Raw genomic sequence first — 21057 nt, 5'->3', positions numbered from 1 at the left:
GCGCTGTGAACGAGGGAGTGCATTTAACATCACCGAGAGCGAAGCAAAGGTGATGGAACATGCACGACCGAAGTGAACAGCGTGCAGGGTCGATGCCGAGTAACAAACGTTGGGGTGCGCTCCGATAATTCGGAACGAAGTCTGCCGGATTCAGCAGACAGATGGCAAAGGTCTGACCGATGTTTTCAATGTTCTCTTGTTTTATGACACAAAGCTACAACCGGTGTGGGAAAGATAACTTCTCACTTATAAAAATTGCTCGATTTTTGCAGTATTTTTGCAATATGTTCTCGCAGATTAAGCGGACGGAGGACTTCGAGCTGTTCACAGTGAAGCAATATCTCCTGCACGAAATCAAAAGCCGGGATCAGGTAATAACAGAAATCTGTATAATTCTTCCCTCTGAATGCGATTTCCTGACTGTGGTGCAACGGTTGTGTTTCAAGGTAGCGCGGAAGTTCATCATGCGCACGAAGCACTACACGACATGGCGCGGAAGTATAACCATCAGTTGAAACGCCGAAGTAATTCGAGAAATAATCATCAGGCGAAAATTCCTCCGGATAGTCAAACCGGTTATCAGTCAATTTGCAGGCGTTCATCCTGTCAAGGGCATAAAGCCTTAAATCGCCATTCCCCACCTTCCTGCTCAAAAGATACCAACGGCGTTTGAACATCTTAAGCGCCAAAGGCTCAACCGAAATTGATTTATATGACCGGGAACTTATATGGAAACCCTGATAATCAATTTCAATAATGAGGTTTGATTTCAGAGCCTCTACTATCACATTGAGATGAATCGCTCCTTTGTCAGCCGGCTCAAGTAGTATCTTGTCCGAAAGATTACGTGATTGCGTGATTATGTTCTCTGTTGCTATCGTGCTCAAAAGCCAGTCAATTGTTTGATTGTGATTGAGAGAATCATCATCTATTTTATAGCGACTATACGGGCCTGCTTTGATGGTCTCTATATCAATGCCGAACTGTTCTCCGATAGCTCTGCGATGATTATAGAATGTCCGCCGGTCAATCTCCGCTTCTCCACAATCCCTATAGAGCCCGGAATCAGACCATTGGTCGTTAATCTCGGCGAGTGTCAACCCTTCGGGAAATTTCCGAAGGGTTTCAACAAGCCATAGATATCGTTTTAGAAGTAGAGCGACCATTATTCTTCAGGCATGAGATTGATGTTGTGTTCTTTGGCAAAATCAACAACTCGTTTTGCAATCTGATCAAGATAACGGCCAGAGATTGAAGATGAAAATTGCGGAGTGTGAATCAGAAGCATCGGATTGGACACTTCATTTCGGACACTTACATTCATCCACTTATAGAGTCCGGTTTCTTCATTTCCAAGGAACTCAACGTTGAAGATATCGCCAAAGTATTCGTCTCCGTAAGTCTCTCGCGGGAAGTGCCCTACTGCAGCGATCACTATGGGGAAGTTGCGAAAGAAGTCGCTTGAGAGGATAGATACGCGTTCAACAACTGATTGTTTACCGTCAACAGACTCAGTGTGACTTTTATAGGCGGCATCACTCATGTCTGTGTGGAAAGACAGACGATGAAAATCAAGATGATCTTCTTTTGTCATCGTTTTTCTGTCTTTTAAATACAGCTCAAATATTTTATTGATGAGTTTCTGATAGTTGTACCACGTTCTTGCCGTTCCTTCGGTCCCTTTCAGATTACCAGCTTCCTCTGAACCGCTTCTAACCTGAAATTTTTGATTAGCCCAGGGATGCAAGAGGGAGCCAAATTCAATTATCGAGGAGTCAACTGATTCATAACCGATGCCATTGGAGACAATATTACGCCACTGTCCGGCATTACCGGCAATTTCATTTTTATATTGCTCGATATTTGCTTCACGATCAATTGCCGGCTCCTGGCCGAGAAAAAGAATTTTAGCATTTGGGTTACCATGCCCAATATATCCGTCGAGCATATAATTCACTAAAGCTTTGAATTCATCTGAGTATTTCATCTGTTAGATTTTTTAGGTTGTCGTTCATTAACGCATTTAGACACTGCGTCCGCTTTAGCAAACGAAAAGGGCGCGGACATTCCTTTTTCATTTTGATTAGTCAGGCTTTGGTAAACCTTGAAGCTCAAATAATGGAAAAGGCAGACCGTGCCCCTATGACGGGACAAGCAGCCTACACGATTCATTATTCGGCGCTTCGTTAAATGTACCAGATTTGACTAAGCCGGATAACTTACGGGTAAGTTGTTTGCAATAAATATCATCCTCTGATGTGTAGTGCAAATTTAGTTAAATTTTTCTCACTTCCACAACTTTAGAAATATTTTTTGCACGGAGCTACACGGCTCTTTCATTTAAGATTTCGTCTCATTCTCGACAAATGTGTTATTTTATAGCGAGAGCAGTACGGGTGGAGAGGCTTTAACCTCTGATTTTCAAGAAAATAAGTGCAATGAAAATTTGGCCAAGTGGCAGATTTTTAGTAACTTTATAGGTGATAATCAAAGAGTTACGCCAAAAAAATGAAGCCACTTGACCAAGTCTGTTCGACTGACGCCTATGCGCCTGATCATACCGCAAAAGTACACAATAAATTATTACTGTCCGCTAAACCATAAAAGGGTGAGTCCAACTTCTTGAACAGCAGAAGTTGGGCTTACTTTTTGTATTTGACAAGCCCCCTCAGCAGTTTTCGGGATCTTCAGGAGGGGATTCCGAGGCCTCTGCGAGCATGATTTTCAAGTCAGCGTCGGGCTGATTTAGGAACTTTTCGAGATTCAGATAATACATCAGTACAATTCTGACGATTGTAGCCAGTCCAGAAAAGCTCCAACGCCTTTGCAAGGTGCTTTGTAAGACCGAGAGCAACAGATTAGCTATGAGCGTTACCCAAATCTGTATTTTTATGGCATTGGCACTTTCGCCATAGAAGTATCGCAAAGGGAAGTTCTGCTTTATCTGCTTGAAAAGCGACTCAATCTGCCATCGGCGACGGTAGATGGCCACGATTGTCTCCAGAGGCATGTCGAAGTCATTGGTGAGAAGCGATATAAGTTTTGGCTTCTTGCCTTTCTTAATGTCAACGTATGTGATTATTCTTGCAATGTGGTTGATGCCGTCTTTACGGAACACTACGACCTGTTCACGGTACTCCATCAGTCCCTGTGGATTCTGGTGCATACAGTCCACAAGTATTTCATAACTGAGGTTTTTCTTCATTTTGGTTACATATACCACCCCTCGATCCGTCAGTTCCTCGAATTTGGCATAGTTGATATATGCACGGTCAAGTGCTACTATCTCGTTGTGGCTGTAATGGCTCGGTGCAAGCATGAAGGAGTCATTGGTCGCTGCCGAAGTGAACTGCACGTCGCAGTGAACGCCCTCATTGGCATGTATGACCGAGTGTACCTTGATGCCGCCTTTCTTCTTTCCCGTCTTCGGATGACGGCCAACACCCTTGAAAATAGCATTGGAGAACAACGTGATTGTAGTGGAATCGATGATTCTAAGCCGTCTTATCCACTCTTCCGTGCCATTGCGTCGGCTGTCCGAGGAAAGAATGTCTTTATTGGCTGCATACAAGTCGCGGTATACATCTTCAAAGAACTTCTCTGAACGTCTGGCATTTGCATCCGACAAGGTGCTCCGCCTGGGCACAGTGTCAATGCCTACATGATGGAGTTTGCGTACCTCGGCTGTCATAGAAGTCTCTATCTCACGCAATGAATCGAAGCGCTGTATGACAGCATATAGCATCGTAAGCAAATGCGTATAGCCGTCAAAGCTCTTGACATACTTCTCTCCGCCGTGTTTTCGGCTGATTTCAACTATTTTTTCACGATCAAGTGATTTTATCAGCTGACCATATGTCGGCTGTCCGAAGAAATTACTACTTTTACTCATGGTTATTTAAGATAGTTTGGCGACATCAAAATAACCATTTAGGGCTGACTCCTGCAATAGGTGCCAGCCCTAATTTTTCAATCGCTCAAAAAAAGTTTAGCGGACAGTAATAACAATAAATTTGACACAAGGCGCAGTATCATGGAAGAACTTCGAGCGTTTGCCTCATCCGTGCCGGATTTCCGTAGATTGGACAAAGGCAATTTCCGTCACAGCCTCAACGATATCATCATGCTGATGATACTCGGACGTATGGCCGGATGCATCGGACGAGCCGAGATATTGGAGTTCGGCAGATACAACCTCAACAAATTACACAAAATGGGCCTGTTAAGGAACGGCGTACCATCTGAGGCCACGCTTTGCCGTGTGGAGAACGGCATCAACGATATGGATATGGCCGACAGGATGCAGCAGTTCGCAGACATATTCCTTGAAAGACTTACTTGCGCCAGCCGCATCATTGAAATAATCTGCATTGACGGCAAAGCCGAGCGCGGCACCGTTCAGGAAAACGGGCGAAGCCCGGATATCGTCTCTGCCTATTCGTTCAGCACCGGCATAACAATCGCCACCGAAGCCTGTCAGGAAAAGAGCAACGAGATAAAGGCCATACCGATACTTCTTGATAAAATAGATGTCGCAGGAAAGATTGTCACAGCCGACGCAATGTCTATGCAGAAGGATATTGTCGAGAAAATCAGAAAGAAAGGCGGAGACTTTCTGATAGAACTCAAAGCCAACCAGCCGTCATTGCGATACGGCATTGAGGACAGGCTAGTGGAACACACACCGGTATATTCTTACACCGAAGGTCCCGAACTGGCCCACGGCAGGATAGAGACGAGAACCTACCGCGTATATGACGGACTGGACATTATCGCAGACAAGAAGAAATGGGGCGGAAACATGACCATCATAGAGTATGAATCGTCCACAGTCAAAAAGTCAACAGGAGTACACACCTCAGAAAAACGCCTGTACGTCAGCAGTATGCCTACGCATACTCCGAAGCCAGGAATCTTCGTGCGCAACCATTGGTCAATAGAAAGTATGCACTGGGGGCTGGACTACAATCTTCAGCAGGACAATATAAAACGCAAGTCAACAAGAGCCGCCAGAAACCTCGATACCATACAAAGAATAGTTTACTCGGTGTTCTCAATATGGAAAGGACTTCGCAAGAAACAATCAGATAAGAATAAAGGCATAGCCGAACTGATCAGACATATCTCGATGAGCTTTACCAGACTGATTCGATTTTTAAGTCAAAAGTGAAAAAAATAAGATTTTGATACCAGAATAACTCTTTGATATACAGACATGGAAAAATTACCCGATTCTCAATGAACCGGGTAAGGGAAGATATGCTATTTATTTTAGGTTAAATGAAAGAGCCGTGACGGAGCTACCTGTTTCCACCGCAAAATTAGCCGCCGTATGGGAAATACAGTTTCCCGCATTCGATATTTGTTCAAATATTTCTGACCTCAAAACAAAACAAAGCCAGGCTTCTTGAATCGCAGAAGCCTGGCTTTGTTATGTGGTTTTACGAACTGTGATCTAGAATTTTATTTCGCTTCCAAAAGTCTGTTGACGATCTCGGCAACCTCACGGGCATTAAGCCTGGCACCTTCAAGCGAAAAATGAGAATGGTCGTTTTTATAACAACGGTTCACCGTCAGGAGTCCTTCATGGTCTGCCATATGCTGCAACTTGCGGCCGATCAGTCCATTCAGATCAATGAACGGAACATTCTGCTGCCCGGCTACCTCGGCAGTCCATGCGCCAAATGATGCTGAATTGTTTTCAATCAGACCGTTGTCAAATTTATTGCGCGGAGTGTGACTGATCACAACCGGAACAGCACCCTTCTCCTTCGCATCCATTATGAACTTGCGAAGATACCATCCATAGGTATAGACAACCTTGTACTGGCCGTTACTTTTCATCTTGAAGACTTTGCTTTCCGCCCCCGTGCCGGGCAATTCGGCCCTCTCCTTTCCGCTATTGATCGGTCCGGCATCGTTATGGCCGAACTGGATGAGCACTATGTCTCCAGGCTGCAAGGCATTGTAGATTTTATCCCAGTGGCCTTCGTCAACGAACATTCGCGCACTTCGTCCGGCTACAGCATGATTCTCAACCGAGGCCACTGCCGGATCAATATAATCCTGAAGCACACTGCCCCAGCCCCACATCGAGTTTTCATCAGAATCTTCATTCTTGACTGTGCTGTCTCCGATAGTGAACACTACGGGACGGCCGGAAGTCCGGCTTTTGCCGGTGACAGTATCTGCCGCAACAGGCTTTAGGAAAGATGTCAGACGGCATTTTTTCAATCCTCTCAAGCCTTCAGCAGCAGATGCTGCATTGGTTCTTGCGCCGAATTCACTTGTGTGGATTCGGTCAATATAAAACATAGTCTTTACCTTCTCTTTGCCGAAACGCTCAAACTTGGCGGCTGAAATCTCATTAAGATCTATGAACGGGACCTTCATTTCTTTTGCAACCTGACGGGCCCAGAGACCGAATGTTTCGTTGACACGTTCAATGACCGTACTGTCGGCATCAGCCCATGCGTTGCGCGGTGTAAGCGAAAGCAATATCGGATTCGCGCCCTTCGCCTTTGTCTCGCGGATAAAACGACGCAGATATTCTCCGTAGGTATAGACAATACGCTGTTCTCCGGTTTCTTTAATGGTAACATGGAGTGTGTCTTTGCCGATTCCAGGAATCGAGGCTCTTGCCCGGCCACTGTCATAAGGGCCGTTGTCATTATGACCAAGTTCGATCATGACCCAGTCTCCTTTACGTACACCGGACAACACATCCTCCCAGAGACGTTCATAGAACGTGCGACTGCTTGTGCCTCCGAGTGCATGATTCTCGACTGTGATTTTCTCACTGTCAAAATAGTCCGGGAAGAAACGCCCCCATCCCCATTGGCCGTTATTCCCATTGCCCAGAGTGCCGGTTCGCATGGTGGAATTACCCACGAGGAAAAGCACCGGATTGTCACCTTTGCGCGATGATCCGGCAAGCGGACGGGCAAAACGAGCTTTATTCAGACTGTCAAGCGTGTTATCTACAACCTGATTCCGGTCTTCCATCGGTGCAGCTACAGCTTTGCGCTGGGCTGACATCAGTTGAGGTGCCATAAGAGCCATAGCTGCCAGACCTGCAACAAAGGATTTTCTGCAAATTTCGATATCCATCAAAAAAGATCAATTCAAAATATTAGAGGGCGTTCTATAACAACTGTTATTGAACACCCCTTTTACTTGTCAGTTATAGCGCTGAAGACGAGCCAACGCGCAATTGTAATTATACAGTGTCTCAAGAAAATCACGACGAGCGGCGAGGAAATAATTAAGTTCCTGCATATAGGTCAGAAAATTAATCTGTCCGCCATCAAAAGCCTTTTTCAAGAGTTCGAAATCGGAATTATCATTCATGATATCTTCATACTGATCGAGAAGCTCACGATACAGAAGAGCCTTTTCGTAGTCACCTGACATAGCAGCCGACAGGCGTATCAGTTCCATTTCCTGTTGCATTTCAGAGGCCCTGACCTGCAGACGGGAGGCTTTTACTTTTTTATTACCCGTAATGAACGGGAGGCTTACAGCAACAGAAAATCCGTTGAATCTGTCGCCCATCTCCCATTCATGACTATAACCGAGAGTAAAGCCAGGCAGCAACGATCGCTTTTCAACTTTAAGCAATGACTTCTGAACTTCAGCATCAGCTTTCATGGCCGCTATTGCCGGATCTTTTGCCCTGATATTTTCCACATCCGGACGAAGAGAAGCCAGATCCACCTCCGGATAAACATTCCCGACTGATGCTACCAGATCTTCAACGTCTTTGCCTCCGTTCATAGCTCGCAGAGAGGCAAGCATCGCAGCATATTCTCCACGCAATGTTTTCAATTCTCTTTCTGCTGCAATCTTTTCAATCACAGACTTATTATAGTCGAGTTTTGTCTCATTGCCCTCATCGACAGCCTTTCTGAACGTTTTCTGAAGAGAAGAAAGACCGTCACAGATCTTTTCTGTAGCGGCAATACGCTGCTTTGCATAAATTATATCTATCAGAAGCAAACGTACTTCCTGGCGCGCTTCAATCATTGCAGACTCCTGAAGATATTGCATAGCGGCCTGAGATTTACGTATAGCCTCACGTCTGGCAGTATATACCCCCGGCCAGTCAAACCCTTGAGAGATCGAAAAATTGCGTTTATCTCCGATTCCTTTTGCCCCCCATAGACTTTCAAATCCGATTTCAGGAGCGTCAAGGGTGTTTTCCGACTTCAATGATGCTATTGCCGCCTGATTTTCAGCATCGGCATATTTCAGAGCCATGTTATTTGACACCACTGTATTCAGAACCTTGTCAAAATCTGAAGCCGAAACAGAACACACTGTAAGAGCCAAGGCCATCAACGATATTGGAAATTTCATCTATATATCTTAATATCAAAGTTTAAACTACTTTTCTTTTTTGCGCTGTGAATAATAATATACTAACGGGACTACAAAGATATTAAGTATTGTTGAGGTTAGCAAACCGCCAAGGATCACAATGGCCAACGGTGACTGTATTTCATTGCCCGGCTTATCACCGTTCACAGCGAGAGGAATCAGCGCAAGAGCAGAACTCAGGGCAGTCATAAGAATCGGGTTCAGACGGTCGGAAGAGCCATGACGGATACGTTCCATCAAACCGGTTCCCTCCTGACGCAACTGGTCGTAGCGCGACATCAGCAGCATTCCGTTGCGGGTAGTGATTCCAAGCAGCGAGATAAAGCCTATTATAGCGGGAATATTTAGTTCACCAGTTGTCAGTCTCAATAGAAAAACTCCGCCTATTATGGCAAGTGGCATGTTCAGAAGTATGATCCATGACTGTGTAGCGCTATGAAACTGGCCGTAAAGCAACAAGAATATTATGACGAGTGCAATGATTGATACAATCGCAAGGGTTCCGGCGGCTTTGGCTTCATTTTCAAACTGGCCGCCATAGCTGATAAAATAGCCCTCAGGCAACCTTATTTCTTCATCGATCTCAGCCCGGATATCATCTACAACACCTTTCAGATCGCGGTCGGCGACATTGGCAGAGACCACAATCCTGCGGCTTACATTTTCCCGGTTAATAGTATTGGGACCGGTGGCCGAAACAATGTCAGCCACTTCACTCAACGGCACCTTGCCTTTGGGTGTATCAATGGCCAATACAGAGATATCTTCCATAGTAGATCTGCTTGACGGAGCCATTCTCAAAGTGAGATCATAGGGAAACCCGTTTTCATATACCTGCGACACTTTTTCTCCGGCAAGTGCGATATTGATAAAATCGGCGAATTCCGGCATGGTCACCCCATAATATGCAAGCATGTCACGTCTGGGGCGGATGTCAAGCTGAGGTCTCTCCACCTGTTGCTCGATATTCACATCGACAACCCCGTCAACAGAAGCAATATGATTTTTTATTTCATTACCTATATTATATAAGCGCTGAAGGTCATCGCCAAAAATTTTTATTGCAATCTGCGCTTCGGTACCCGAAAGCATAGCGTCAATGCGGTGAGATATCGGCTGTCCGATTTCCACGTTGACTCCGGGCAAATGGGATAGTTCATGGCGAAGATCAGCAAGAAGTTCCGCACGGCTCCGTCCGTGATCAAGTTTATAAGGTGCTTCAATTTCTGAGACATTCACACCGAGAGAGTGCTCGTCGAGTTCGGCACGCCCGGTCTTACGGGCAGTTAATGAAATTTCCGGCATAGAAAGTATGATTTTCTCCGCTTCCCGTCCGAGACGGTCACTCTCCTCAAGCGAAATTCCCGGAAGAGTGCTGACGTTTATAGTAAGCGACCCTTCATTGAATGGAGGCAGGAAACTACGGCCGAGAGAGAAAAAAATCCCAATAGCAACCAGCAACAACAGCCCGGTGGTTATGAAAATGGATTTCACATGGCCGAATGACCAGGCAAGAGCTTTGTCATAGCCAGAACGAAGCCACCGCGAAAACTTCGGTTCTCTGTCAAGAGCCTGCATGGCCTTTTTACTGCCAAGGAGGAATGAGCAAAGCACAGGGGTAACTGTCAGTGCCACTATTGTTGATGCTATCAAAGCTACAATAAATGAGATACCAAGCGGTTTGAGCATTCGGCCTTCCATACCGTCAAGGAAGAACAGCGGCAGGAAGCTGGCCATGATTATCAACGATGAATTGAAAATCGGCAGACGCACCTCTTTCGACGCTTCATAAATCACAGATATGACTGATTGTCCTTTTTTAAGGTTTTCTCTAAGCCGTTTGTAGACATTCTCTACATCGACAATCGCATCATCCACCAATGAGCCTATAGCGATGGCGATGCCGCCAAGACTCATTGTGTTGATCGTCATACCCAGCCAATGCAAGACAAGCACGGTAACAATAATGGACAATGGTAGAGCCACGAGCGATATGACAGTCGTGCGCAAGTTCATCAAGAAGAAGAACAGAACAACAATCACGAATATCGCTCCGATAAACAAAGCCTCCTGCAAGTTGCTGATAGAGGTAGATATGAACTCCGACTGACGGAAAATATCAGTGTTGACAACCACGTCAGACGGCATTGTTTTCTGCAACTGTCCCAGGCAGCCCTCGATTTCCTCTGTCAGGTTTATCGTACCTACTGCCGGTTGCTTTGTTACAGTAAGCAATACGGCCGGAGTGGCATTGACCGAGGCGGTGCCTAAACGAGGCTCCGCCGCACCTACTTTCATTTCAGCTATATCACAAAGCCTGACCGGCATACCGGCATCATTCGTAAGAATAACCGTATTGCCGATTTTATCAAGATCCGAAGTAGCGATATCTCCTTTTATTATATATTCATTGCCGTGCTGATAAATCACTCCGCCGGAAGCATTGCTGTTCATCTGTGTTACAACATCACGCACTGCTGTCAGAGTGACACCAAACTGCTGCATTGAGGCAGGATCAAGCAAAATCTGATATTCGCGAGCATCACCACCAATCACTGATACAGACGAAACGCCTGAAAGCGACAGCAGTCTCGGCCTGATGCGGCTGTCTGCTATAGTGCGCAGTTCTTCCGCAGATGTTATCGAATCAGCCGTCAGCCCGATGATCATGATCTCGCCAAGGATGGACGACTGCGGTCCAAGCGTCGGCTTTCCTACACCCGGAGGAAGTGCCCCTTCTATTTCAGAGAGCTTTTCCGCTACAATCTGACGGGCAAGATAGACATCAGTACCCCAGTCAAACTCGACCCATACAGACGAAAGTCCGGTAGCCGAAGCCGAACGGACCCGACGGACACCAGTGGCACCATTAACCGAAGTTTCCACCGGATAAGTGATCACCCGTTCGATTTCTTCCGGTGCCATGCCTGGGGCTTCAGTCATCACAACGACCGTAGGAGCATTCAGATCAGGAAATATGTCGACTTCAGTACGAAGCAGTACAATTGCTCCGTAGATGAGCAACAAAGCTGAAATCACAACAACCGCCAGACGGTTGTCAAGCGAAAATCTAATTATTCTGTTGAGCATAACCGAATAAAACCTGATTATTTAGTGAGAATGTGAATGACCTTCCGGAACAACAGTAGAGGTTTCTGCCAGCCTGACAAATGTCGAACCGTAAGTAACTACAGAGTCCCCGTCATTGACTCCTGACAGCACTTCAATTCTACGGCCGTCACTACGCCCCAGAGTCACAGGCTGTTTCTTATAGGCATGGTCATCAACCTTTACATATACAAAATTCTCGCCTTGCTGTTCCGACACCGCACCGACAGGCACTGCCAGAGTCTCAGCCTTGTCTGTTCCAATCAGATAGACTTCGGCAGGCATACCGGGAACAACATCTCCATTACTGTCAAACGAAAAATACACTGCAACATAGCCCGGTAAAGTAGTGCCTGTGGGCGATGATGACAGAATCGTGCAATTACGATCAGCCAATGACACCATCTCACCGCCTCGCGAAGGTCTGAAATTGGCTGTGGCAACTTTCGGGAGGAAGGCTGCCTCTGCGGAAGGAAGCAAAGCCCGCAATGTCAGACGGGAATTACGCCCTATCACGGCAATAGTCTGGCCTGCTTCCACATAAGCTCCGTCATTGACCGACAGTTCTGAAATCACGCCTGGAATACCGGCAACCGCACTTCCGCCAGCCGCAACCGGGCTGAAAGCACTTTTTGCCTCTTCATAGGCTCGTAAAGCCTCATTATAATCCTTCTTGGTTACTATGCCTTCTTTAAGAAGCGGTTCGAGCCTGTCGAGTTCACGTTTTGCAGCCTGAAAATTCGCTTTGGCAGCTTCATTAATATCTCCGCCACTGACATTTTTGGCCGAAACGGAAGCTATGAGCTCACCGGAACGCACACTCTTGCCAAGTTCAATGCCTCGTGCAAGCCTCACAATTCCTGATGTGGGAGCACTGACAACCGCTCTGTCAGACGATGCCGGAAGAATCTCGCCGACAGCTTTAACAACTTCGGCAAAAGGAGCTTTCTCAATCGCCTCTGATTTCACTCCAAACCGAAGGGCATCAGAAGGAGACATCACGATTTCGCCCGTATGGTCATGCTTGTGCTCATGATCCTCCGCCTCAGCAGAATGGCCATCAGAATGATTATGGCCTGAGCAAGAAACAAATACGGCTGTCGCAAAAAGCAGTAAAGAGGGTGCAACTGGTTTTGATAATTTAAAAAGCATTGTATTCGAAAAATTTTCATTGAACATCGGTTCTGGCATGAGCCGATAAATCCAGAACCACGGTATCAGAAGTTGCCACAAAGGTAGCAATGACACATCAAAGAAATGTTGCAGAATCTCGGATAAACCTTGCAAAATTGCAGACGGTCCCAAAATAGATACTTGTGGCAAATGCAACCGTTCATGACCACCATAAATAAGCAAAATTCTATATGTCACCAGATTTCGAGATCGACAATGCAACAGGTAAAGCGACTGTCAAGAATTAATTGATACAATACACTATAAATTTCAGGTGTTTACGGCGCAATTATGCAATGTCATAAGCATCCGTTGTTCCGATGTATTGCACTTAACTAATTGATGTATAGATGACAATCTAAAATTATGTGTACTGAATATGTACTAATTGAGAAATTTAGTACAAGATAATAGTAAGTATTTAAGTTTAATTTGCAGGTGTTAGTTATTTTTAGTTCTATTCTTTTGCCTCGGTTTTCTTCTTTCGGCGGTCAGTATGTAGATAGATATAGGGGCTGGTAAAAAGAAAATCAGATAATGGCTTTTCTCTTTTGCCCAGCATATATTTATTGGTTTGGTTCAGTATAGATGTATATATCTATGACCAAACCAAACTTATTTTTGCACAAGCTATTGACACGAGCCATAAAAAGTTGTATCTTTGCGAATGATTGGAAGTATCCAGTCACGACATTTTGGAAAAATAAGAAGCGTTATGCGTATCTTGTAGTTTGAGAACGTAGGAAATTCACAAACATGTGCGAGAGAACCACTATTGTTACATCTGCACAAATGGTTTCCTATGACCTTCAAACTAAGACGTGGCATAGTTGGCTCACGTTTCTGCATTATAATTTAATCTTTCCATCGGGTCAATGGTGAACGTAATAGAATATGAATAAGCCACTAATTTTCGTGACACTACTGTCGCTCGGTTTTTCATTATCATCATGTCGTGATGATAATACCGTTTTCAATGAGCCTACTCCAATCAGAGCATACGAAACTGATGCTCAGATATTATCGCAGTTTGTGGATGTTGATAATGTCTCTGGGAGATTCTTCATTAATCCAGATAAAAAAATTAATGCCTCCGATTATATTGTCAACCGCAGTCGCGAGGAGCTTATGGAGGTAAGCTCGTTCAACAGAGAGAGGTTCATCGGTGAAATGGAGGAAATAAACGGTCTATTGTACTCCATCAAACGCTCAGGAATTGCAACCGCAATGATATATTCCACGGCTACCTCAAATACAATCATACAAGGAAGCAACACGGAGTTCATAGAAATAGAAAATTGCGGAATAACATCGATAGGTGGTAGCAATGTCGCCAATCTTACCGTAGATTCAAGGAGATGCGAATCAACGAGCTTTTACTCTCAAGAAGAGATGACGCTGAATGTTTCTGCAAGTAGTAAATCGTTGTTCTACTACTACCAGCTATCATTTGGCGATACTTCAAATCCAGATAAAGGGATCGTTGTTTTTTCGGGGATACGAAATCCCAGAGAGAATAATTCATATAGGATAATCTCAAAATTCGGCAATGGGTGGATGTCCATCGGGGGAGAAAACCTTATCGGCGACGGAATGTTGTCAGTTTCAGTTTCAAGATGAAATCAGTAGTAATCCCAGTTTTCGCTTGTATGTTGGCGGTTTTGTCGTCATGTGAAGGGCGTTCAGGCTATCTTGATGAAGGTCAGCAAACGACAGTGACAATGTTGACTGATGTCGAATGGCTTATGTCGTACGCCGATTATGGCTATGGTAGTGTAGAAACCTATGACGATGAAACTAGGATATATAAGTTTGACAAAACCGGCAAGGGTTGGTTTGCCAGCGGGTCGTTCACTGATATTTCTAAAAAAGACGATGTGAGCTATTATCAATGGACTTTCACAACAGAGAATTTTGTAGTCATATACATGACCGGACATTCCGTGGAGGGCTATTGGTATATTGAAAAATTAACGCCTAATGAACTTTGGGTACAATGGACGCAACAAGATCCCGTCCTACATCCGAATCAAGATAAAGATATATACAAATTCAAAGCTCGGAAAGTTATAAAACAATGAATGTGAACAAAATATTTTTATTATTACTATGTGCGATAAGCCTGTTTAAATAGGTAGAAAATCTTACAAATCAGTCAAATTTGCGGATTGGCTAAGTTGTTGATAATCATTGTAACTATCTATATTCAGTTATATTCTTTTTCCCCACGTTAAGTTATCCGTTGTTTCATTCAAGACACCTTAGAATCGCAACTTTCTTTGAGACTGTTGTCTGTGGAAGTGCTGATCAATGATATGTAATCCAAGAAAGGGGGTTCGGAAAAACACAACACAAAAAACTCGAAGGCGGTATTCTGACTACAAACTTTTTGGCTTGACAAGCATGTTTATTCATTGCTTTTTCATAATTTTGCAAGTCAATTAGCAATACAGATGGATAAGGAAATCATTTTTGACGAACGGCGATTCCATTTTACCGATAACGGTGACGGGACAGCCACGATTGTGCTCATGCACGGTTGGGGTTGCGATCATTCAACCCTTGCCTCTGTCGAGCGTACAGCTCTTGCCTGCGGTTATCGTGTGATAAATGTGGATTTCCCCGGTTTCGGACAGTCAGAAGAGCCGGAAGAAGTCTGGGGAGTTGAGCAATACACACGCCTGATCGAACATCTGATCTACAGTCTGTCGCTCAAAACACCGCCTGTATTGCTCGGACACTCTTTCGGAGGCCGTGTCGGTATCCTCTATTCCTCACGCAATCCTGTAGAAAAACTTATATTGGTTGATGCGGCTGGCATCAAGCCTAAACGCACATTCAGATACTACTGGAAGATTTACACATTCAAAACCTTGAAACGACTGATGTATCTGATATTCGGCCACGATGAAGCCGAACGCCGTCTTGACAAGCGGAGAGCAAAAGCCGGATCAAGTGACTATGCGGGGGCCTCGCCGATGATGCGCCGGATCCTCTCAAAAGTAGTAAATGAAGACCTCAGTGACAGACTGCCGATGATCAAAGCCCCCACACTTCTCATCTGGGGAGAGAATGACACTGCGACTCCGATCAGCGACGCCCGCAAGATGGAAAAACACATCCCCGGCGCAGGGCTGGTCTCTTTTGCCGGCTGTGGCCATTATAGTTTCCTTGATAATCCCGGCCAGTTTGCCGCTGTGTTGCGCAGCTTTCTAACCGCCAAATAAAATCAAAACAGAATCATGCTTGTATATATTACCATTATCATAGCTGTCATAGCACTTGTGTTTGAATTCAGAAGACAGCTAATGATGCTTCAGCAGAACTCCTATCGCAATGACCGCTACAGCCGCTGGCTTTCAACGTCACAAGACAGCACCTCCGCCATGCGTCTGGTCAGCGGAGCCGTATTACTGGCCTCTCTGTCAACTCTGACACCGGCAATATGGATCTCAGCAGGGCTCATATGCGCAGTGTCTCTGACAAACACAATCATCCTTGTCCGAAAGAAATACAAAAAACCGCTTGTGATGACCCGACGGGCCTCCCGCATACTGCTAACGATGCTTTTGCTGGCTGCAATACCCACTGTGATCTGCCTCTTTGTCTGCCAGGCTCAAGGAGCGTCACTGATATTTGTAGTTGACATCATCCTTGCCGCATTCTGTTTTTCACAGAGCTTTGCTCTTGTAGCAAACTGGCTGCTGAAGCCGGTCGAAGCCAATATCAATCGCAAATACTATCAGGATGCCGAGCGGATTCTACGCGGAATGCCAGATCTGAAAATCATCGGTGTGACCGGAAGCTATGGAAAAACAAGCACCAAACACTATCTCAACCGCATTCTTTCGGAGAAATATGATGTGATGATGACTCCGGGCAGTTTCAACACCACGATGGGTGTGATCCGCACCGTCAGAGAATATCTCAAGCCCTATAACGAAGTATTCATTGTTGAAATGGGGGCCAAGCAACCGGGCGATATCAAAGAAATCTGCGACCTGGTGCATCCTGAGATCGGAATCGTGACAGCGGTAGGCGAGCAGCATCTCGAATCGTTCAAGACCATTGAGAATGTGCAGCGGACAAAATTTGAGCTCATAGACTCGCTCCCGACTGACGGACTTGCTGTAGTCAACAATGATTTCCCCTTCGTTGCCAACCGCAAGGTTGACAACGTCAAGTGCATCCGCTATGCTGTAAGTGAATGTGGCCCGGCCGAGTATATAGCCGAAGATATACGATATTCAGCTCATGGCACCTCATTCACAGTAGTTACTCCAACAGGTGAAAAATTCGGATTTTCAACCCATTTGGTAGGCGAATGCAATGTATCAAACTTACTGGCCGCTATAATAGTAGCGTTAAGGCTTGAAGTTCCGATTGAAAAAATCCGCTATGCCGTCAATGACATCCAACAGGTGGAACACCGCCTGAATATGAAACGTACGCCCGGAGGTGTGACCATCATAGACGATGCCTTCAACTCCAATCCCACAGGGTCGAAAATGGCACTCGACGTATTGAAAATGATGACCGGCGGACGACGCATAATCGTCACTCCCGGAATGATCGAACTCGGAGAACGTCAGGAGGAACTGAATGCGAAATTTGGCGAATACATAGCCGGAGCCGCCGACATAGCCATCATAGTCGGGCACTACAACCGTGAAGCCATCATCTCTGGCATCAAGTCGACCGACACGACATCACTTGACGTGCACGCCGTCAACTCTTTCAGCGAAGCCCAGCAATTACTGGCAACAACCCTAAAACCGGGCGATACCATCCTCTACGAAAATGATCTCCCGGATACATTCAAATAAATAAAACACTCTATTCTGATTATACAACAACACAAAATGAAAACAAACATCGGAGTCTTTTTTGGCGGACGCTCTACCGAGCATGAGATTTCTGTTATCTCGGCATCGCAAGCCATGCATGCAATAAACCGCGACAAATATGACGTCACACCTATATATATAACTAAGCAGGGGCGGTTCTATACCGGCGATGCTTTATTTGAAATTTCCAACTACCGCAACATCCCTTCGCTGCTTGAAAAATGCACCGAAGTCTATCTGAAACCGATTTATGGCGACTATAATCTCTACCGCGCCAAAACCGGCGGACTATTCGGAGCCAAAGGCCCGGTCTGCACACTTGACGTAGCTATCCCCGTGCTCCACGGGACCAATGTTGAAGACGGAATTTTCGAAGGTGTGCTTGAAACAATCGGAATCCCATATGCCGGATGCGACACCCTTGCGAGTGCCAATGGTATGGACAAGATCACGATGAAAATGATTTTGCGCGAATCCGGAGTGCCCGTGATTGACTATGTATGGTTCACCGACAAGCAGTGGTTCAGTCAACGAGACGAGCTTATCGCAAAAATTGAAGAAAAAATCGGTTATCCGGTAATTGTCAAGCCCGCCAATCTTGGATCAAGCGTAGGCATCGGGCGAGCCGGCAATAGAGAGCAGCTTATTGAAAAGGTAGACATCGCCCAGAAATACAGCTCACGGCTCATTGTCGAGCATATGGTCGACAATCTAAAAGAAATCAACTGTTCTGTGCTCGGAGACTGCGATGAATATGAGTCATCAGTACTCGAAGAACCTATAAAAAGCGCTGAAATCCTTTCATATGAAGATAAATACATGGGAGGTACAAAAGGAGCTAAAGGCATGCAGGCATCACAGAAAAGAATTCCGGCGGAACTTCCGGCGGAAATGACTGATAAAATCCGCCACCTTGCCGGAGAGACATTCCGAGTGCTCAGCTGTCACGGAGTGAGCCGCATCGACTTCATTGTCGATGATGACACCAATGAAATATTTGTCAATGAAATCAACACAATACCCGGTTCTCTTTCATTCTATCTTTGGGAAGCCACCGGTCTGTCATTCGACAAGCTCATGGATCGTCTTGTACAGCTCGCTCTTAAACGCAAACGCGAACAAGGCCTGAAAACCGTCAGCTATGACCAAAACATCTTCTCTATGTCAGGTGGTGTCAAAGGTGGTGTCAAAGGAGCTAAATCACCCAAACACTGATCTGGCATGGGAAGCATCGGTTTCTGGATCGCATACTGCATCGGCTTCGGGATTCTCGGCGGAGGTCTCTATACATATATGTCTGGGCGCAAAAAACGCCGCTGGGCCCTTTTCATCAGAGCCACACTCATATATACAGCCTTTGCTCTGGCATTCGTGTGGCTGCTCTATAAAATAGCATAGATCTGCCTGAGTGCTCCGCTGCGGAGCCGTTCAATCATGATGATACGGCTCCCCGCGCATGATGGTCATGGCCCGGTAAAGCTGTTCGGCGAAAAACAGTCGCACCATTTCATGAGTGAAAGTCATCCGTGAGAGCGAAAGTTTGTCATCAGCCCTTGAATAGACCTCCTTTGAAAATCCATAAGGGCCACCGATGACGAACACCAGCCGCTTCAGACCCTGGATCATACGGCGTTCGATCATTCCGGAAAATTCTCTTGACGTGAATTCTTTTCCACGCTCGTCAAGAAGCACCACCACATCGCCCGGCTGCAAAGCCGCAAGGATAGCCTGACCCTCACGCTGTTTCTGGCTATCTTCCGAAAATGCTTTTGCAGCCTTGACATCAGGTATGACGCAAAGCTCCATCGGCATGTAGCGGTTACAACGCTTAAAATACTCCGCAATGCCGCGTTCTATGTAATCGGTTGAAGTTTTTCCGACTGCTATCAATGTTATTTTCATGAATCAATTATTTATTCTCCATCAATATGAAAACTAAAGACGAACTTATCGACGATCTTCTCAATCTTGCCTTTGCTGAAGATGTTGGTGACGGCGATCACACCACACTCAGCACCATCCCAGCAGAAGAACAAGGCAGGCAGCATCTTATAGTCAAAGAAGAAGGTATTCTCGCAGGCGTTGAAATAGCACGCAAGGTATTCGAAAAATTCGACCCTCAGTTGAAAATGACCGTATTCATCGAAGATGGCTCTCATGTAAAACCGGGCGATATCGCATTCGAGGTCGAAGGAAGCGTCCGTTCTTTGCTCCAGACTGAGCGCGTAATGCTCAACATCATGCAGCGCATGAGCGGGATAGCAACACAGACAGCCAAATACCAGCAGAAGCTCGAAGGCCTGAAGACCAAAGTTCTTGATACCCGCAAGACCACTCCCGGCATGCGTATGCTTGAAAAAGAAGCCGTGCGTATCGGAGGCGGTTGCAACCACCGCATCGGGCTCTTTGACATGATCCTTATCAAGGACAACCATGTTGATTTTGCCGGTGGCATTCCGCAGGCTGTGAGTGCGGCTCGCAAATATCTTGCCGAGAAAGGCAAAGATCTGAAAATCGAGATTGAAGTCCGCAACGAGGACGAAATCCGCCAGGCTCTTGAGGCGGGAGTCGACCGCATCATGCTTGACAATTTCACCCCTGAGCGCACACGCGAAGCAGTGAAACTCATTCACGGACGCACCGAAATAGAATCATCAGGAGGTATCACCCTTGACACCCTCCGCAGCTATGGCGAATGTGGTGTAGACTTCATCTCAGTCGGAGCACTTACCCACTCTGTCAAAGGCCTTGACATGAGTTTCAAAGCGATGAAATAGCCATATGACGGCAAAGGGTCATTCTGACACCCTTGCCGCCTGCATATCATCAATACTGAAGCCTGCAAAATCATCAATGATTTTGTGGGCTTTTCCGTTGATGCGTTCACGCGAATTGGTTGTGGCAAGCCCGATTACAGTCGCCCCCGAACGGCGTCCGGCCTCAAGCCCCTGCATCGAGTCTTCAAACACGAAACAGTCCTCGATAGGCACTCTGATCATAGATGCGCCTTTCAGATAGCCTTCTGGATCCGGCTTGCTGTTGGTTACCAGCCCGGCTGTAACAAGTGCGCTCACCATTTCTTTCAACTCAGGATGAGCTTTGAACAGATAGCTCATCTTGACCTCATCACTACTGGTCACAATGGCAAACGGAATTTCTCGCTCAGAAAGGATATGCAGGAATTTTTCCACCCCCGGAATCCAGGGATAAGTCATGTTTTTTTCAAATTCGTGCAGTTCTCTGACAATGCCATCGCGCTCATCCTCCGGAAAGCCTTTAAGAATCTCTGCCAGAGTAGTGCCCTTTATATCGTATGCGAAAGTTTCGCCGCCGACGTTGTAGCGACGTCCCATAGCACCCCAGAATTTAGTGTATTCTCCCTCGCTGTCGACGAGGACTCCGTCAAGATCAAAAAGCACACCTGTTTTTCTTTCCATATTATCAAAGTCTATTAAGAAGCAATAAAAAATCTATTATTAATTCAATGCGGTGTCATCACAACAGTTATGAGCTACACGCATGAGGGTACAAAGGTACAACAATTTCTCAA

Annotated in this window: 17 protein-coding genes; 8 read left to right on the top strand and 9 right to left on the bottom strand. The window is 45.8% G+C overall.

What is annotated here, in order from left to right; genetic code table 11:
* Positions 1-242: 242 nt before the first annotated feature.
* The 3 genes from E7745_RS10185 to E7745_RS10175 form a co-directional block, all read right to left on the bottom strand.
* On the bottom strand, positions 243-1166 hold the full coding sequence (locus E7745_RS10185; RefSeq protein ID WP_124075831.1) for a YafY family protein: 924 nt from the start codon (positions 1164-1166) through the stop codon (positions 243-245).
* Complete coding sequence (locus E7745_RS10180) at positions 1166-1987, bottom strand: hypothetical protein (RefSeq protein ID WP_124075830.1); 822 nt, start codon at positions 1985-1987, stop codon at positions 1166-1168. Before E7745_RS10180 ends, E7745_RS10185 begins: the two co-directional genes overlap by 1 nt.
* A 681-nt stretch (positions 1988-2668) precedes the next feature.
* A complete protein-coding gene (locus E7745_RS10175; RefSeq protein ID WP_124076696.1) occupies positions 2669-3892 on the bottom strand; it encodes an IS4 family transposase in 1224 nt (407 codons plus the stop codon).
* 141 nt (positions 3893-4033) lie between these two features.
* Between E7745_RS10175 and E7745_RS10170 the strand changes: the two genes are divergently transcribed.
* A complete protein-coding gene (locus E7745_RS10170) occupies positions 4034-5170 on the top strand; it encodes an ISAs1 family transposase (protein WP_136408775.1) in 1137 nt (378 codons plus the stop codon).
* Between the two features lie 293 nt (positions 5171-5463).
* On the opposite strand, the gene E7745_RS10165 is transcribed toward E7745_RS10170, so the two are convergent.
* From E7745_RS10165 to E7745_RS10150, 4 genes are all read right to left on the bottom strand, one after another.
* A complete protein-coding gene (locus E7745_RS10165; RefSeq protein ID WP_124075972.1) occupies positions 5464-7062 on the bottom strand; it encodes a rhamnogalacturonan acetylesterase in 1599 nt (532 codons plus the stop codon).
* A 117-nt stretch (positions 7063-7179) separates the two neighbouring features.
* On the bottom strand, positions 7180-8358 hold the full coding sequence (locus E7745_RS10160) for a TolC family protein (RefSeq protein WP_136408774.1): 1179 nt from the start codon (positions 8356-8358) through the stop codon (positions 7180-7182).
* A 27-nt stretch (positions 8359-8385) separates the two neighbouring features.
* A complete protein-coding gene (locus tag E7745_RS10155; RefSeq protein WP_124075962.1) occupies positions 8386-11469 on the bottom strand; it encodes an efflux RND transporter permease subunit in 3084 nt (1027 codons plus the stop codon).
* A 21-nt stretch (positions 11470-11490) separates the two neighbouring features.
* Positions 11491-12456: an efflux RND transporter periplasmic adaptor subunit gene (locus E7745_RS10150; RefSeq protein ID WP_168182089.1), complete on the bottom strand. Its 966-nt coding sequence runs from the start codon at positions 12454-12456 to the stop codon at positions 11491-11493.
* 1098 nt (positions 12457-13554) lie between these two features.
* Here E7745_RS10150 and E7745_RS10145 point away from each other — a divergent pair.
* The 6 genes from E7745_RS10145 to E7745_RS14870 all read left to right on the top strand — a co-directional run bounded on the left by E7745_RS10145 (position 13555) and on the right by E7745_RS14870 (position 18905).
* Complete coding sequence (locus tag E7745_RS10145; RefSeq protein ID WP_124075964.1) at positions 13555-14280, top strand: hypothetical protein; 726 nt, start codon at positions 13555-13557, stop codon at positions 14278-14280.
* Positions 14277-14741, top strand: a complete 465-nt coding sequence (locus E7745_RS10140; RefSeq protein WP_124075965.1) for a hypothetical protein — start codon at positions 14277-14279, stop codon at positions 14739-14741. The genes E7745_RS10145 and E7745_RS10140 overlap by 4 nt, the downstream gene beginning before the upstream one ends.
* Before the next feature lie 372 nt (positions 14742-15113).
* Positions 15114-15887: an alpha/beta fold hydrolase gene (locus E7745_RS10135; RefSeq protein WP_124075966.1), complete on the top strand. Its 774-nt coding sequence runs from the start codon at positions 15114-15116 to the stop codon at positions 15885-15887.
* Positions 15888-15902: 15 nt separating this feature from the next.
* A complete protein-coding gene (locus E7745_RS10130) occupies positions 15903-17486 on the top strand; it encodes a Mur ligase family protein (RefSeq protein WP_124075967.1) in 1584 nt (527 codons plus the stop codon).
* Between the two features lie 36 nt (positions 17487-17522).
* Complete coding sequence (locus E7745_RS10125; RefSeq protein WP_124075968.1) at positions 17523-18722, top strand: D-alanine--D-alanine ligase family protein; 1200 nt, start codon at positions 17523-17525, stop codon at positions 18720-18722.
* A gap of 6 nt (positions 18723-18728) precedes the next feature.
* Entirely contained in the window at positions 18729-18905 is a 177-nt protein-coding gene (locus E7745_RS14870; protein WP_161553583.1) for a hypothetical protein, read from the top strand.
* 30 nt (positions 18906-18935) lie between these two features.
* Here E7745_RS14870 and rlmH read toward each other — a convergent pair whose 3' ends face one another.
* The gene (rlmH, locus tag E7745_RS10120; protein WP_107032637.1) at positions 18936-19409 is read right to left on the bottom strand and encodes a 23S rRNA (pseudouridine(1915)-N(3))-methyltransferase RlmH; all 474 of its coding nucleotides are present in this window, start codon (positions 19407-19409) and stop codon (positions 18936-18938) included.
* Positions 19410-19435: 26 nt separating this feature from the next.
* Here rlmH and nadC point away from each other — a divergent pair, with 26 nt between their 5' ends.
* Positions 19436-20284 (top strand): carboxylating nicotinate-nucleotide diphosphorylase, encoded by an 849-nt coding sequence (nadC, locus tag E7745_RS10115; RefSeq protein WP_107032636.1) that lies wholly within the window; start codon positions 19436-19438, stop codon positions 20282-20284.
* A gap of 18 nt (positions 20285-20302) precedes the next feature.
* Here nadC and E7745_RS10110 read toward each other — a convergent pair whose 3' ends face one another.
* Positions 20303-20944 carry an HAD family phosphatase gene (locus E7745_RS10110; protein ID WP_107032635.1) on the bottom strand — a complete coding sequence of 214 codons (642 nt, stop codon included), beginning with the start codon at positions 20942-20944 and terminating at the stop codon, positions 20303-20305.
* Positions 20945-21057: the final 113 nt, after the last annotated feature.

The organism is Duncaniella sp. C9 (assembly GCF_004803935.1).
GTDB lineage: Bacteria > Bacteroidota > Bacteroidia > Bacteroidales > Muribaculaceae > Duncaniella > Duncaniella muris.
The sequence above is the reverse complement of the archived record's forward strand: the minus strand, read 5'-3'. Positions and strand labels throughout refer to the sequence as shown.

Excerpts from the sequence above, each read along its gene's own strand:
- E7745_RS10155 (WP_124075962.1), bottom strand. The coding sequence starts at position 11,469 with ATGCTCAACAGAATAATTAGATTTTCGCTTGACAACCGTCTGGCGGTT.
- E7745_RS10110 (WP_107032635.1), bottom strand. The coding sequence starts at position 20,944 with ATGGAAAGAAAAACAGGTGTGCTTTTTGATCTTGACGGAGTCCTCGTC.
- E7745_RS10135 (WP_124075966.1), top strand. The coding sequence starts at position 15,114 with ATGGATAAGGAAATCATTTTTGACGAACGGCGATTCCATTTTACCGAT.
- E7745_RS10140 (WP_124075965.1), top strand. The coding sequence starts at position 14,277 with ATGAAATCAGTAGTAATCCCAGTTTTCGCTTGTATGTTGGCGGTTTTG.
- E7745_RS10125 (WP_124075968.1), top strand. The coding sequence starts at position 17,523 with ATGAAAACAAACATCGGAGTCTTTTTTGGCGGACGCTCTACCGAGCAT.
- rlmH (WP_107032637.1), bottom strand. The coding sequence starts at position 19,409 with ATGAAAATAACATTGATAGCAGTCGGAAAAACTTCAACCGATTACATA.
- E7745_RS10145 (WP_124075964.1), top strand. The coding sequence starts at position 13,555 with ATGAATAAGCCACTAATTTTCGTGACACTACTGTCGCTCGGTTTTTCA.
- E7745_RS10180 (WP_124075830.1), bottom strand. The coding sequence starts at position 1,987 with ATGAAATACTCAGATGAATTCAAAGCTTTAGTGAATTATATGCTCGAC.
- E7745_RS10175 (WP_124076696.1), bottom strand. The coding sequence starts at position 3,892 with ATGAGTAAAAGTAGTAATTTCTTCGGACAGCCGACATATGGTCAGCTG.
- E7745_RS10165 (WP_124075972.1), bottom strand. The coding sequence starts at position 7,062 with ATGGCTCTTATGGCACCTCAACTGATGTCAGCCCAGCGCAAAGCTGTA.
- E7745_RS10170 (WP_136408775.1), top strand. The coding sequence starts at position 4,034 with ATGGAAGAACTTCGAGCGTTTGCCTCATCCGTGCCGGATTTCCGTAGA.
- E7745_RS10185 (WP_124075831.1), bottom strand. The coding sequence starts at position 1,166 with ATGGTCGCTCTACTTCTAAAACGATATCTATGGCTTGTTGAAACCCTT.
- E7745_RS14870 (WP_161553583.1), top strand. The coding sequence starts at position 18,729 with ATGGGAAGCATCGGTTTCTGGATCGCATACTGCATCGGCTTCGGGATT.
- E7745_RS10130 (WP_124075967.1), top strand. The coding sequence starts at position 15,903 with ATGCTTGTATATATTACCATTATCATAGCTGTCATAGCACTTGTGTTT.
- E7745_RS10160 (WP_136408774.1), bottom strand. The coding sequence starts at position 8,358 with ATGAAATTTCCAATATCGTTGATGGCCTTGGCTCTTACAGTGTGTTCT.
- nadC (WP_107032636.1), top strand. The coding sequence starts at position 19,436 with ATGAAAACTAAAGACGAACTTATCGACGATCTTCTCAATCTTGCCTTT.